Origin of the sequence: Nocardia noduli, assembly GCF_019038455.1 — a bacterium.
Classification (GTDB): domain Bacteria; phylum Actinomycetota; class Actinomycetes; order Mycobacteriales; family Mycobacteriaceae; genus Nocardia; species Nocardia noduli.
Genome location: NZ_JAFMPL010000007.1, coordinates 118,356 through 132,701, shown reverse-complemented (window position 1 = coordinate 132,701; position 14,346 = coordinate 118,356). Strand labels below are relative to the sequence as shown.

The window sequence follows — 14,346 nt, the reverse complement described above, 5'->3', positions numbered from 1 at the left end:
ACCTCGTCGTTGTGTGATGTCTCCCACGTTACGGGGTCGGCCACGGCGGTGAAACGGCCTCCGGTCGGACGCCGGACCTATACCTGGGTAGGACTCCCGCTACCCGCGCTGCGCGGTGACCCGTTCCGAGGCGATCCTGCGTTCCTTGGCGGCCGGGTCCGGATTGACGACCTGTACCAGCGACGCGCCGACCGCGAGCACCGAGATCAATCCGTCGATCAGTTCGGCGGGGGTCTCCCAGGGCGTGCTCGACAGCACCCGGTCACCCTCGGCGAAACCCTGTCGCAGGGCCGACTTCCTGGCTTCGGCGAGAACTTCCGACACGGGCATGCCGTCGAGCGCGACACCGGCGCCGCGCGGATGGAACTGGTCGCCGTGCACCCGGACGGCGGTGGCGAAGTCGGTGATCCCGATGGGCAGATCGCGCACCGGCATACCCATGGGATCGAGCGAGAGCGCGGCCACTTCGGCGACACCGTCAACGTCATCGATGCGATCGGGTGTGACCAGAGCCAGGTCGGCGTCGGGATCGGGGCGCAGCACGACCTCGGTCCCGGCCCACCAGCAGCCGAGTAGCACCGCGGCGGTCTGCCAGTGCGCGGGTAGCAGGACCGCGACCCGTGCGCCGGGGCTCAGCCCGAATTCGTCGCGGATCAGGTTGCCGGTCTTGGCGGCCCAGTTCGCCAGCGTCAGCCCGGACAGTTCGATCCGCGCGCCGTTCGCGTCGTTGTACCAGGTGACGCGCGGACCTGCCGGTTCGCGGGCCAGGATCGGGTCGAGGACGGCCTCGGTGAGGGTGAGCGCCTGGTCGAGGTCACGCATGCTCGACGTCACGATCGTCGGCGGGGAGGGGGGTCAGTTCACGCATTTCGGTCCGTTCTGGCCTGCGTCGATCGGTGGGGCGGGGGGAACCGGCGTCGCGGAGGTCGAGGGTCCGGAGAGATCGAACATGGAGCTCGCCGCCGAGCCCGGACCAGAATAGTCGCTCGCGAGCACGACCCCGACCGAACCCGGCGACATCGACTCGTCGGCGATCACGGCCAGCCCGCCGAGCGCCTGCGCGACGGCCTTGGCGCGCGAATCAGAGGTGTCGGCGGTGAGCACCCGGCTGCTGCTCGCGCTGCGTCCGGAATAGTTCGTGACGGTGCCCTCGCGGAAACCCTTGGCGCTCAACGCCTGCGAGACCTTGCCCGCCAGCCCCGCGACCCCGCCCGCGTTGTAGACGTCGACCGTCACGCTGTCCGGATTCACCAGTGGCTGTGGGGTTTCGCCGCTCGGCCCGCCGACGAGCGATGCCACATAGGACTTCACGGCTTTCGGGTCGACCCGCACCACGGATTCGCCGTCGCCGGTCATGCCGTTGAGATCGGTCACCGGAATGGTCTCGAATTTCACCTGCCCACCGGACAGATCCTTGAGCTGCTGGAGGAAGGTCAGCACGTCCCAGTCCTCGTCCAGTACGACGGTGCGCCCGACCGCCTCGCTGAGCTGGCCGAGCCGCGAGGGATTCGCGAGGGTCTTCGCACTGAGCACCTGTCCGACGAGCTGGGCCATGAACACCTGCTGGCGCACGATCCGGTCGAGATCGCCGCGCTCGAGGTCGTGGCGCTGGCGCACGAAACTCAATGCCTGCGGACCGTCGAGTTTCTGCCGTCCGGCGGGGAAGTCCGCACCCGACATCCATTCGTCCACCGAATGGTTCAGGCAGACGTCGACACCGCCCACGGCCTCGGTGAGCAGGACGAATCCGAGCAGGCTCACCTCGGCGTAGTGATCGACGCCGATACCGGTCAGATTGGCGACGGTGGTGATCAGCGCCTTGCGACCGGCCTGGGTGGCCCGCTTGTCGACTTCGGAGTCGGACAGACCGGTGCCGATGAGTTTCGCGCGCTCGGCCTCCTTGGTCGCGCCGTAGGCCGAGTTGATCTTGCCCTTGCCGAATCCCGGTATGTCGACGTAGGAGTCGCGGGGTAGCGAGATGGCGGTCGCGGAACGCCCGTCGTTGGGGACGCGCACCAGAACGATGGTGTCGGTATTGGTGCCGACCTCGTCACCCGCGTGCAGCATGGCCCGTTCCGCCTGCGTCAGCGGGTTGCCGTGCGCGTCGGTGCGACTGTCCACCCCGACCAGCAGGATGTCGATCGCGCCGTCGCGACTTCCGCCCAGTCCCAGGTCGCCGATGCGTTCGATATTGGAGATCAGCGCGTCGACGCTGTGCCAGGCGAAACCGGTGACCACCACGACGAGCGCGGCGAGCAACGCGACGATGACCTGTACGGGCCCGACGGTTCCCGGGCCGCCGGCTCCGGACGATCGTGACGGAACCGACCCGCTCATCGACTCAACTCCCGCATCCTCTCGACGAACTCGATGGAATCCGGGCGCGGCACGTACCGTCGGAACGCCGACGGCGTCATCCACCCGACCGGCCCCGCCTCCGGCTGCCCCCTGCCCGCTCCGGTGGCAACTGTCCACCGGAACATACGCCCCCAGGCTAACCAACGGCTACCTCGGTACGGGTCAACCGGCGATGTCACGGCGTGCCAGACTTGCGCCCGTGACTGTGTCGAACCCACCGTTGACCGCCCGTCTCGTCGTGACCGGAGCCGGTGGACAGGTGGGCCGGGAGCTCCTGCGGCTGGCGCCCGACGCCCGCGGATACGGCCGAACCGACCTGGACATCACCGATCCCACCGCGGTCCGCGCGGTCGTCGGGCCCGATGACGTCGTGCTCAACTGCGCCGCCTTCACCGCGGTCGACCGCGCCGAATCCGAGCAGGCCGCCGCCTTCGCCGCCAACGAGACCGGCCCCGCCGTGCTCGCGGCCGAATGCGCGCGGGCCGGAGCCCGATTGATCCACCTGTCCACCGATTACGTGTTCCCGGGTACCCACGATCGGCCCTACGACACCGCCGACCCGACCGGACCGACGACGGTGTACGGGCGCTCGAAACTGGCGGGGGAGCGCGCTGTCCTCGATATCGCCCCCGACGCGGTGGTGGTGCGCACGGCCTGGGTGTACCGGGGACGTGACGGCGATTTCGTCGCTACCATGCTCCGCCTGGAAGGTGAGCGCGGCACCGTCGACGTGGTCGACGACCAGCTCGGCTCACCCACCTACGCCGTCGACCTCGCCGCGGCCCTGCTCGACCTCGCCTCCGCGCAGGCCCCGCCCCGCGTGTTGCACGCCACCAACACGGGCCGCGCCACCTGGTTCGAGCTGGCCCGCGCCGTCTTCGAGGAGATCGGCGCCGATCCGGAGCGGGTACGTCCGTGCGATTCCACCGCGTTCCCGAGACCCGCGCGCCGCCCGGCCTATTCGGTGCTGTCGGACCGGTCGTGGGTGGCCGCCGGACTGACACCGCTGCGTCCGTGGCGGGACGCGCTGCGCGCCGCGCTGGCCGATCGCTGAGCCCGGGACAGATCGTCGGCGAGACCCGCTCCGCCCGTATCGATTTCGATCATCGCCGCGCTCCGCTGTTCGACCGCGGTCGGCGTCACGGGCGATGCCGCCAGTATTCGCACCGCGGGCCGCGCGCCGGAACGGTTCCGACTAGGCTCGGCGGTCGTGAGTGAGCGCAGCGAGCGAACCGACAACCCGTCCTCGGAATCCGTGTCCCCCGGCCGCATCGCGGTCGTGACGGTGACCTATTCACCGGGCGAGCACCTGGACCATTTCATCACCACGCTAGCGCACGCCACCGGTGAGAAACCGCAGGTGATCCTGGCCGACAACGGCTCGGTCGACGGTGTCCCGGAACTGGCGGCCGAGGCGAATTCACACGTGCGACTGCTACGGACCGGCGGAAATCTCGGCTACGGCGGCGCGATCAATCGGGCCGTCGCCGAGATCGACCCCGATATCGAATTCATCGTCATCTCCAACCCCGACATCCGCTGGGGCACCGATTCCATCGACGAACTGCTGGCCGCGGCCGAGCGCTGGCCGCGCGCGGGCGCGCTCGGACCGATGGTGCTCGATCCGGACGGCACCGTCTACCCGTCCGCGCGTTCGGTGCCCGGTCTGCTCGACGGCGCAGGTCACGCGATCCTGGGCACCGTCTGGCCAGCGAACCCGTGGACCCGGCGCTATCGCCAGGACAACGAGCAGATCTCGGAACGCACCGTCGGGTGGCTTTCGGGCTCCTGCCTGCTGGTCCGGCGCAGCGCCTTCGATTCGATCGACGGCTTCGACTCGCGCTACTTCATGTACATGGAGGACGTCGACTTCGGCGACCGCCTCGGCAAGGCGGGCTGGCACAATGTCTTCGTCCCGACCGCCGAGGTCACCCACGCCCAGGGACACGCGGCGAGCCGCCACCCGGAACTGATGCTGCCCGCCCACCACGCGAGCGCCTACCGGTTCCAGGCCGACCGGCATCCGCACTGGTGGCAGGCGCCGCTGCGGCTGGCGTTGCGGGCCGGACTTGCCATTCGCTCCCGGATTGCGGTTCGATCTGCGCTGCGACAGCAGGCACGAGGCTGACCCGAGTCGGGGCCGCCGCGCGGAACAATCCACTGTGAACAGGGGAAGTTGATGTCAGGACATGCAGGCACCGAAGCCGTGATTCTGGTCGGCGGCCAGGGAACGCGGCTGCGTCCGCTGACCCTGTCGGCACCCAAGCCGATGCTGCCGACCGCGGGACTGCCGTTCCTGACCCACCTGCTCGCGCGGATCGCCGAAGCCGGGATCACCCACGTCGTACTCGGCACCTCGTTCAAGGCGGAGGTCTTCGAGGAGCATTTCGGTGACGGCGCCGACCTGGGACTCGACCTGGAGTACGTCACCGAGAGCGAGCCGCTCGGCACCGGGGGCGGCATCCGCAACGTGCTGCCCAAGCTGCGCGGTGACACCGTGATGGTCTTCAACGGCGATGTGCTCGGCGGCACCGAACTCGGCGCGATTCTCGACACCCACGAGTCGACCAACGCCGATGTCACCCTGCATCTGGTCCGGGTCAGCGATCCGAGGGCCTTCGGCTGCGTGCCGACCGACGCCGACGGCCGGGTCACCGCGTTCCTGGAGAAGACCCAGGATCCGCCGACCGACCAGATCAACGCGGGCTGCTACGTGTTCCGCCGCGAGTACATCGAGAAGATCCCGGCCGGTCGCCCGGTCTCGGTGGAACGCGAGGTGTTCCCGGCGCTGCTCGCCGAGGGCGCCCGCGTGCAGGGCCACGTGGACACCTCGTACTGGCGCGATATGGGCACACCGGAGGATTTCGTCCGGGGTTCGGCCGACCTCGTCCGCGGTATCGCGCCCTCGCCCGCCCTGCCGGGGCAGCGCGGGGAATCCCTGGTCCATCCCGGTGCCGGTGTCGCTCCCGGCGCCCTGCTCATCGGCGGCACCGTCGTCGGGCGCGGCGCGGAGATCGGCGCGGGTGCGCGGTTGGACGGCGCGGTCATCTTCGACGGCGCGATCATCGAGGCGGGTGCCACGGTGGAACGCTCCATCATCGGTTTCGGCGCCCGCATCGGCCCCCGGGCGCTGGTGCGCGACGGTGTCATCGGTGACGGCGCGCAGGTCGGCGCCCGCTGTGAACTGCTGCGCGGCGCTCGCGTCTGGCCCGGCGTGGAAATCCCGGACGGCGGCATCCGCTTCTCCACCGACGTCTGATCGCGGCGGACGGGGGCTCGCTCCCCTCGCCCCGGCAGAGCCTCGTTAGAATGTCTAGCGATGCTAGAATCTCGGTATGACCACCCGAAAAGAACGCGAACGGGCCGATCGGCATCAGCGGATCATCGATGCCGCTCGCGAACTCGCGGAAAGTCAGGGCTGGGAGGCGGTGACGGTGCGCAAGCTGGCCGAGCGCATCGAATACAGCCAACCCGTGTTGTACAGCCATTTCACGGGTAAGGCAGCGATCGTCGCGGCCGTGGCCGTCGAGGGCATCATCGATCTCACCACCGCGTTGCGCGCCGCCGAGGAAACCGCGGCGACCCCCGCCGAGGCGCTGGAAAGCGTGACCCGCGCCTACCTGGATTTCGCCGCCGCGAATCCGGCCCGCTACGACGCGATGTTCCTGCTGTCGACCGATCTCGTCTTCGGACTGGACGCGCCGCAGCCGTTGCGCGACGCCTTCGCCGTTTTCGAGGGTCTGTTCCGGCCGTTCGTCGACGACGCCGACCTCGGCGCGCGCGCGGAAGTCGCGTGGAGTTCCATCCACGGCCTGGCCACCCTCGAACGCGCGGGCAGGCTGCGACCGGAGTTGCGTGAGCAACGCCTGGCCCTACTCGTCGCCGAATGGCTTGCCGCCGTTCGCGTCTGATCCAGGGCCGGTGACGCGGTCGGATCCGGCGGTAGCGTGTGGTCATGGCGGATGCGGTGGTGGTCGGATCGGGACCGAACGGTCTCGCGGCCGCGGTGATCCTGGCGCGGGCCGGTCTCGCGGTGGAGGTCTACGAGGCCGAGCCGAGCGCGGGCGGCGGATCGCGCACGGTCGAGCTGACCCTGCCCGGATTCCGTCACGATCTGTGCGCGGGCGCGCATCCCATGGCCTCGGCCTCGCCGTTCTTCCGCGCGTTCGATCTCCCCGCGCACGGCGTGGAACTGCTGACGCCGGAGGTCTCCTACGCCCATCCGCTCGACGGTGGCCGGGCGGGGGTGGCCTGGCGCGATCTCGACCGCACGGTCGACGGTCTCGGACGCGACGGCGCGGCATGGCGCAGACTCTTCGCCCCGATGGTCCGGCACTGGGAGGCCGTCGTCGAGGTCGCGATGTCGGATCTGCGCAGGTTGCCGCGTGATCTGCTGACGGCCGCGCGCTTCGGACTCCGCGTCGTCGAACAGGGCACGCCGTTGTGGAATCTGCGGTTCGACGACGAACCCGCGGCGTCGATGCTGACCGGCGTCGCGACGCACGCGATCACCCCGCCGCGCGCCATTCCCGCGGCGGGGGCGGGCATGCTGCTCGGCACCCTGGCCCACGCGGGCGGCTGGGGGCTGCCGCGCGGTGGCAGCCAGGCGATTCCGGACGCGCTGATCGCCGAACTCGAACGTCTCGGTGGCCGCGTGCACACCGACCATCGGATCGACTCGCTCGACGAATTCCCGGACGAACCGGTGCTGCTCGATCTGAGTCCCGCCGAACTGCTCCGCATCGGCGGTCACCGGCTTCCCGACCGCTACGCCGACCGGCTGCGGGATTTCCGCTACGGCGGCGCGGCCTGCAAGGTCGATTTCGCGCTCTCCGGACCGGTGCCGTGGACGGCCGAGGACTGCGCTCGCGCGGGCACGCTGCACCTGGTCGGCACCAGGAGCGAGGCCGTGGCCGCCGAACGCGCCGTCGCCGCGGGCCGCCACGCCGACCGGCCCTACGTGCTCGCCATCCAACCGGGCGTCGTCGATTCGACCCGCGCCCCGGCGGGCAACCACACCTTCTACACCTACGCCCACGTCCCCAACGGATCACCGCGCGATGTGAGCGCCGCCGTCGTGGCCCAGGTCGAACGTTTCGCCCCCGGCTTCACCGATCTGATACTGGCGAAACACGTCATCACCGCGGCCGAAATGCCCGAGCACAACGCAAATTACATCGGCGGCGACATCTCGGCGGGCGCGATGTCGTTGCGCCAGTTCCTCTTCCGCCCCGCCCCGCGCTGGAATCCGTACGCGACTCCCGTTCCCGGCGTCTACCTGTGCTCGTCGGCGACCCCGCCCGGACCCGGCGTCCACGGTATGAACGGCCTGCACGCGGCCCGCCACGTCCTGCGTTCCCGTTTCGGCATCCACACCGATCCGCTCGGCCTGCTTCGCCGAGGGTGAGACCGGGCGGCCGTAGCAGACTGTCGGTCCAGCCTCGGAGTCGTGGAATGGCATCCGGCGGCGAACCGCCGCGTGTGATGGCGGACGAAGGTCTGTCCGTATCGGGGTCGAGACCACCGCGGAGGCGATCGGCACGCAATCGCGACGCCCGCTCGACGGTCAGCCGAGGCGTTCGCGATACAGGTCCGGCTCCAGATAGATCCGCTCCGCGATCGGCACCGCCGCGCGGACCCTTGCCTCGGCGTCGTCGATCGCCGTGGCGATGTCGGCGATAGCCAGTCCGGGGGCGACGGCGATCTTCGCGGCCACCAGCAGTTCCTCCGGACCGAGGTATTGGGTCTCCAGGTGGATGACGCGTTCGATCCGCGTGCCGTCCACCAGATTCGCGCGGATGGCCGCGTCCTGGCTCGGCGTCGCGCCCTCACCGATGAGCAGACTTTTCATCTCCACGATCAGGACGGTCGCGATGACGCCGAGCAGGATGCCGATGCCGAGCGTGCCGATCCCGTCCCAGATCGGGTTGCCGGTGACCATCGTCAGCCCGACGCCCGCGAAGGCGAGCAGCAGACCGATCAGCGCACCGCTGTCCTCGAGCAGCACCACCGGCAGTTCGGGGTTGCGGGAATTGCGGATGAAGGCCCACCAGCTCGACTGCTGTTTGAACGGGCGGGATTCGCGGGTGGCCGTGGCCAGGCTGAACCCTTCCAGGACCATCGCGACCAGCAGGATCACGATGGCGACGAACGGGTCGCTGAGATGCTCGGGTTCGCGGATCTTGTGGATCCCCTCGTCGATCGCGGCGAGCGAGCCGAGCGAGAACAGCACGAGCGCGACGACGAACGCGTAGAAGTAGCGGTTGCGGCCGTAGCCGAAGGGGTGCAACCGATCCGGACGCTGCTCGGCGCGTTTCTGCCCGATCAGCAGCAGTCCCTGATTGGCGGTATCGGCGACCGAGTGGATGGCCTCGGCCAGCATCGACGACGATCCGGTGATCGCGGCGCCCGCGAATTTCGCGACGGCGATCCCCGCGTCGGCCGCCAACGCCGCGTACACGGCCGTCTTGCTACCACCGCTCGACATACCGGCCGACGCTACTCGCGGACCCGGTCGTCGCGGGGCAGGCACACCAGCCGCCCGGCCGACGCCGAGTCCGGGGCCGGCTGTCGATCGACCGGACCCCGGGAAATCGGGCTAGTTCGCCGGTTCCCGATACAGATCCGGTTCGAGGTAGATCACCCGCGCGGCGGGCACGGCGGCGCGCACCCGCGATTCGGCCTCGTCGATCGCGTTGGCGATCTGGCCGATATCGAGTCCGGGCGTGAACGCCAGTTTGGCGGCGACCAGGATCTCCTCGGGACCGAGGTACTGCGTCTTGAGGTGGATGACCCGCTCGATGCGGTGACCGTCCACCAGATTCGACCGGATCTCGACGTCCTCCTCGGGCGTCGCGCCCTCACCGATCAGCAGACTCTGCATCTCGATGATGAGGATGACCGCGATGACACCGAGCAGCGCGCCGATCGCCAGGGTGCCGATGGCGTCCCACACCGGATCGCCGGTCAGCATGGTCAGTCCGACACCGAACAGGGCGAAGACCAGACCGATCAGCGCGCCGGTGTCCTCGAGCAGCACCACCGGCAGTTCGGGGCTGCGCGAGGTCTTGATGAACCGCCACCAGCTGCTCGTGCCCTTCAGCGGCCGCGATTCCTTGACCGCGGTCATGAAACTGTAGGTCTCGAGTCCGATGGCGATCACCAGGATCACGATCGCGACGATCGGCGACTTGAGTTCCTCGTGGTGTTGAACCTTGTGGATACCTTCGTAGAGCGCGTAGATCGAGCCGAGTGTGAACAGCACCAGGGCGACGATGAACGAGTAGAAGTAGCGATTGCGGCCGTATCCGAACGGATGCAGCTGGTCGGCTTCCTTTTCGGCGCGCTTCTGCCCGAACAGCAGCAGGCCCTGATTGGAGGTGTCGGCCACCGAGTGCACGGCCTCTGCCAGCATCGACGCCGAACCGGTGATCGCCGCACCGACGAACTTCGCGACCGCGATTCCGGCATTCGCCGTCAACGCGGCGATAATCGCCTTCTTGCCACCACCAGCAGACATATGTCGGGTGTCCTCTCTCGTTTGCCGATCTCGGCTAACTTAGCGTGCCCCGCCGCCGGTCACCGAATGAGATCAGTTCGCGCTGCCGACGCACGCGCAGAAGAACTGGGCCGCGCCGTCCACCGCCTGTGCCCGAATATCGCTGTCGGCGGCCGAGATCCAGGCGGCCGCGCCGCGTTCGAGCAGCAGGGTCTGTCCGCCGCGCAGCAGCCGCACGGTACCCGCCGTGCACAGCACGATGCCGGGGCCGTCGTGCAGCGGCACCTGCCCGGTGCCCGCGGTCAGGTCGAAGCGGTGCAGCGCGAATTCCGGTGCGGGCGTGCGATATCGGACCGACCCGTCGCCCGCGGGTTCGGGCAGCACGGCGGGCAGGTCGATCGGTTCGAAATCCAGGACCCGCAGCAGTTCGGGCACGTCGACGTGTTTCGGGGTGAGACCGCCACGCAGCACGTTGTCGGAGTTGGCCATGATCTCGACGCCGAGTCCGCTCAGGTAGGCGTGCAGGTTACCCGCGTCGAGGAACAAACCCTGTCCCGGTTCCAGGGTCACCCGATTGAGCAGCATCGCCGCGAGCACCCCGGCGTCACCGGGATAGGCCTCGGCGAGTTCGAGCGTGGTGCGGGCCTCGGCGACGAAGACCCGGTCGTCCCTGGCCGACAGGTAGCGCACGCAGCCGTCGAGCACCGCGGGCAGCAGCGCGGCGAGCACATTGTGCGGCAGGGTGATCCAGGTCGTGAACAGCGTGCGCAATCCGGCCGAATCCGGCTGCGCCGCAAGGAGTTCGGCATAGGATTCGAGCTGTGGCACGCCGAGCGCGCGCAACAGCGCCACCGTGCGCTCCGGCGCGCGGAATCCCGCGAGCGCCTCGAACCGCTCCAGTGCGACGACCAGTTCCGGCTTGTGGTTCTCGTCGCGATAGTTGCGCATCGGGGAATCCAGCGGCACCCGCGCGCGATTCTCCCGTTCGAATCCCGTCTGGGCCTGGACCTCGCTCGGATGCGCCTGTAGCGACAGCGGTTCCTCGGCGGCCAGGATCTTCAGCAGGAACGGCAGTTTGCCGCCGAACTCCGATGCGGCCGCGCCGAGTTCACGCTCGGGATCGGCCGCGACCAGCTTCAGCAGTGAGACGGTGCCCTCCGGCGTGCGCACATGGGCGGGATCGGCGGGATGGGCGCCGAACCACAATTCGGCCTCGGGATGGGCGGAGGGAACGGGTCTGCCGCACAGTTCGGCGAGCGCGGTGCGCGAACCCCAGGCGTAGGAGCGCAGCGCACCAACGAGTTCGTGCACTAGTAGCGTCCCCCGTCGTACTGATCACCCGGTGCCGCGGCGCCGCCGCGCGCACCGATCAAACGCAGGTAGGCCGCGGCCATTTCGATACGGACGGCGAGCACGGCGAGTTGCTCCAGTTCGGTGCTGTGGGTGGCCGATCCCGGCAGCGGAACCCCGGCCTCGTCGACCCGGGCCCGCGTCGGACCCGCCGGATCGTCGAGCGTGTTCTGCAACAGATCGACGTCGGCGTTGAGCAGATCGGCGTCGACCACGCCGGAACCGCCGAATACCGCGAGCCTGCGGCGGGCGGAGGACTGGTCGGGGTCGGTGCTGAGGACGAAGATCCTGGTGCGTTCCACCGGAGCCGGACCGTCGAGTTCCTCGTCGTGGAACAGCGGGTCGAAATCGGGTGCGACCCCGCCCGCGGCGTCGGCGAGGCGCGCGTTGGCCGTGACGGCCTCGTGCAGGTCGGCGGAGGCCGCCACCCGGCCCGCCGACTGCAACAGCACCTCGGCGCTGTGCTCGGCCAGTGCCACGGCGGCGGGGGAGTCGCCCGCGAACACGATCCCGTGCTGCTGCATGCGCGTCGCCAGCGTCTTGGCCGGATTGTGGAAGACCTCGTTCTGCGGCGCGTCGCGCATGGCCTCGGCGTCGAGTACATCGGCGAGCGCGGCGAGATCGGGGACGACGGCCCCCGAACGCGACGGGTCGACGGTGCGCAGCACCGCGATCCCGACCGCCAGATAGCGCAGCAGCCGATTGTGGTCGAGGACGGTGACGCGCGGTTCGAGCAGCGCGCTGCGGCGGGCCGCGGCGGTGCGCAACGGGCCCTCCATCGGCGCCGCGATCACCACCTCGGCGCCGCGCCGCTGCGCGCGGTCGACGGCATCGATCAGACGTGGATCGCCCGCGTCGTCGCCCGCGATCAGGACCACGTCGAGTGGTCCGACCCAGGCCGGAAGCGCGGGAGCGGGCACGATGGGCAACCCGGCGCGGTCGCCGAGCGCCGCGACGAGCAGTGCGCCCGCCCGTGCGGCCCGGCCACCGCCGGTCACCAGGACGACGCTGCGAGGTCGGATGTCGGTGAGTGACGCGAGCGCGTTCTCGTCGACGGCTGCCGCGGTCGCGCGTACCTGGGCGCCTCCCGAAGCGGCCGAACGCAGGGCGCCGCTGCTGTCGGCTGCCTCGAGCGATGCGGCGTCATCGAGGTCGAGTACCGGAGTTCCAGCGATCATCGGGCGTCCCACCTCCCCTCATCCGCTGTATTCGATTCGTCCGAACGCACCCGGGTCGTACACACCGAGCCCAGGTCGGACGAATCCACTGTCTGTGATTCCACTATTCCAGTCAGGAGCGGACGATGCTCAGGATCTCGGTCACGAGTGCGTCTACTTCCGCCGACGTCCTGGCTTCGACGTTCAACCTGAGCAACGGTTCGGTATTGGACGCGCGCAGATTGAACCACGCGTCGTCGGCGAGTTGCACGGTCACACCGTCCAGTCGGTCGATGGCGACCGCGCGGTTCCCGAATGCCTCCAGCACCGCGAGCGTGCGCTCGGCCGCGTCCGCGACGGTGGAATTGATCTCGCCGGAGGCGGCGTACTTCTCGTAGGCCGCCATCAGCTCGGAGACCGGCCGGTCCTTCTCGCCGAGCGCGGCGAGCACGTGCAGGGCGGCGAGCATGCCGGAATCGGCGCCCCAGAAATCGCGGAAGTAGTAGTGCGCGGAATGCTCACCGCCGAAAACCGCGCCGGTGGTTGCCATCTCCTGCTTGATGAACGAGTGGCCGACCCGGGTGCGCACCGGCGTGCCGCCGAGTTCGTGCACCAGTTCGGGCACCGCGTGCGAGGTGATCAGGTTGTGGATGACGACCGCGCCCGGCTCCTTGGCCAGCTCGCGCTCGGCCACCAGGGCGGTGATGGCCGACGGCGACACCGGATCGCCCTTCTCGTCCACCACGAAACACCGGTCGGCGTCACCGTCGAAGGCCAGCCCGATATCGGCGCCGGTGCTGCGGACCAGCTTCTGTAGATCCACCAGATTCGCCGGATCGAGGGGATTGGCCTCGTGGTTGGGGAAGGAGCCGTCCAGTTCGAAATACAGCGGCTCGATCTTCACCTGGCCCAGCGTGCCGAGCACCGCGGGCACCGTGTGCCCGCCCATGCCGTTGCCCGCGTCCACCGCGATGGTGAGGGGGCGGATGTCGTCGAGTTCGACCAGCCCGCGCAGGAAACTCGCATAGTCGGCGAGTACGTCGACCTCGGTCTCGGCGCCGCGCGGTCCGTCGAAAGCGGGCACGCCGGAGACGACTTCGTCCTTGATGATGCCGAGGCCGGTGTCCTGGCCGACGGGCAGCGCCTTGGCCCGGCACAGCTTGATGCCGTTGTAGCGCGCCGGATTGTGGCTCGCGGTGAACATCGCGCCGGGGCATTCGAGGCTGCCGGAGGCGAAGTAGAGCTGGTCGGTGGAGGCGAGGCCGATATGCACCACGTTCAGGCCCTGTCCGGTCACGCCCTCGGCGAAGGCCGCGGCCAGTTCCGGTGAGGAGTCGCGCATGTCGTGTCCGATGACAACGCGAGAGGCGCCCTCGGAGCGCATCAACCGCGCGAACGAGGCCCCGACGTCGCTGACGAATTGCGCGTCGAGCTGTTCACCGACCACTCCGCGAACGTCATAGGCTTTGATCACCGCGTTCACGAATTCGGCAGAGCGCGTGGCTGTCATAGCCACTACCCTAGTGGCTCGGCCGGACGGGATCGACGGGGTCCCGTTCTCGTGCCGCGGGGGTGGGTCAGCTCGGCGGGTCGGGCAGTACGCGCAGATGTCCGCGTCGCCCGGTCCTGGTGGTGCGCTGCTGGGGCGGCGGCGGTGCGTAATCGCGGTAGCCGCGCTGGTCGGGTTCCGGCGGACGGCGCCGCAACCCGGCCTCGCGCACGGCTTCGGCCAACGCGGTGAGATCGTCGTCGTCCGGTGTGCTGGAGGAGAATCCGCCTTCGTGCCTGACCATGTCCCAGCCCTTGGGGGCGGTGATGCGGGAGGCGTGGGTTTCGCACAGATCCCATGAGTGCGGTTCGGCGACGGTGGCCAGTGGTCCGACGACGGCGGTCGAGTCCGAGTACACATACGTGAGCGTCGCGACGGCCGGATTCTTGCAGCCGGGTCGGCAACAACGACGCATGGGGATCACGCGGATGAGA

13 protein-coding genes are annotated in these 14,346 nt (G+C 69.3%); 5 read left to right on the top strand and 8 right to left on the bottom strand.

Annotated features, from left to right (window positions below):
- Positions 1 to 99: 99 nt before the first annotated feature.
- Complete coding sequence (locus JZ792_RS07390) at positions 100 to 822, bottom strand: TIGR03089 family protein (RefSeq protein WP_216908139.1); 723 nt, start codon at positions 820 to 822, stop codon at positions 100 to 102.
- Positions 823 to 855: 33 nt separating this feature from the next.
- Positions 856 to 2,337 (bottom strand): LCP family protein, encoded by a 1,482-nt coding sequence (locus tag JZ792_RS07385; RefSeq protein WP_216908136.1) that lies wholly within the window; start codon positions 2,335 to 2,337, stop codon positions 856 to 858.
- A 193-nt stretch (positions 2,338 to 2,530) separates the two neighbouring features.
- On the opposite strand from JZ792_RS07385, the gene rfbD reads away from it, so the two are divergent.
- The 5 genes from rfbD to JZ792_RS07360 all read left to right on the top strand — a co-directional run bounded on the left by rfbD (position 2,531) and on the right by JZ792_RS07360 (position 7,765).
- Positions 2,531 to 3,412 carry a dTDP-4-dehydrorhamnose reductase gene (gene rfbD / locus JZ792_RS07380; protein WP_216908135.1) on the top strand — a complete coding sequence of 294 codons (882 nt, stop codon included), beginning with the start codon at positions 2,531 to 2,533 and terminating at the stop codon, positions 3,410 to 3,412.
- 201 nt (positions 3,413 to 3,613) lie between these two features.
- On the top strand, positions 3,614 to 4,486 hold the full coding sequence (locus JZ792_RS07375) for a glycosyltransferase family 2 protein (protein WP_216908202.1): 873 nt from the start codon (positions 3,614 to 3,616) through the stop codon (positions 4,484 to 4,486).
- 51 nt (positions 4,487 to 4,537) lie between these two features.
- A complete protein-coding gene (manB, locus tag JZ792_RS07370) occupies positions 4,538 to 5,617 on the top strand; it encodes a mannose-1-phosphate guanylyltransferase (protein ID WP_109528412.1) in 1,080 nt (359 codons plus the stop codon).
- A 76-nt stretch (positions 5,618 to 5,693) separates the two neighbouring features.
- Positions 5,694 to 6,269, top strand: a complete 576-nt coding sequence (locus JZ792_RS07365) for a TetR/AcrR family transcriptional regulator (protein ID WP_216908133.1) — start codon at positions 5,694 to 5,696, stop codon at positions 6,267 to 6,269.
- 44 nt (positions 6,270 to 6,313) lie between these two features.
- Positions 6,314 to 7,765: a phytoene desaturase family protein gene (locus JZ792_RS07360; RefSeq protein ID WP_216908131.1), complete on the top strand. Its 1,452-nt coding sequence runs from the start codon at positions 6,314 to 6,316 to the stop codon at positions 7,763 to 7,765.
- Positions 7,766 to 7,924: 159 nt separating this feature from the next.
- Here the strand turns inward: JZ792_RS07360 and JZ792_RS07355 are convergent, their stop codons facing one another.
- The 6 genes from JZ792_RS07355 to JZ792_RS07330 form a co-directional block, all read right to left on the bottom strand.
- On the bottom strand, positions 7,925 to 8,845 hold the full coding sequence (locus JZ792_RS07355; protein ID WP_216908129.1) for a cation diffusion facilitator family transporter: 921 nt from the start codon (positions 8,843 to 8,845) through the stop codon (positions 7,925 to 7,927).
- Positions 8,846 to 8,956: 111 nt separating this feature from the next.
- The gene (locus tag JZ792_RS07350) at positions 8,957 to 9,877 is read right to left on the bottom strand and encodes a cation diffusion facilitator family transporter (protein ID WP_216908127.1); all 921 of its coding nucleotides are present in this window, start codon (positions 9,875 to 9,877) and stop codon (positions 8,957 to 8,959) included.
- 72 nt (positions 9,878 to 9,949) lie between these two features.
- Entirely contained in the window at positions 9,950 to 11,167 is a 1,218-nt protein-coding gene (gene manA / locus JZ792_RS07345; RefSeq protein WP_216908125.1) for a mannose-6-phosphate isomerase, class I, read from the bottom strand.
- Positions 11,167 to 12,384, bottom strand: a complete 1,218-nt coding sequence (locus JZ792_RS07340) for a tobH protein (protein WP_216908123.1) — start codon at positions 12,382 to 12,384, stop codon at positions 11,167 to 11,169. The genes manA and JZ792_RS07340 overlap by 1 nt, the downstream gene beginning before the upstream one ends.
- A gap of 112 nt (positions 12,385 to 12,496) precedes the next feature.
- Positions 12,497 to 13,873: a phosphomannomutase/phosphoglucomutase gene (locus tag JZ792_RS07335; protein ID WP_216908121.1), complete on the bottom strand. Its 1,377-nt coding sequence runs from the start codon at positions 13,871 to 13,873 to the stop codon at positions 12,497 to 12,499.
- A 67-nt stretch (positions 13,874 to 13,940) separates the two neighbouring features.
- On the bottom strand, positions 13,941 to 14,327 hold the full coding sequence (locus tag JZ792_RS07330; protein ID WP_109528404.1) for a DUF3499 domain-containing protein: 387 nt from the start codon (positions 14,325 to 14,327) through the stop codon (positions 13,941 to 13,943).
- Positions 14,328 to 14,346: the final 19 nt, after the last annotated feature.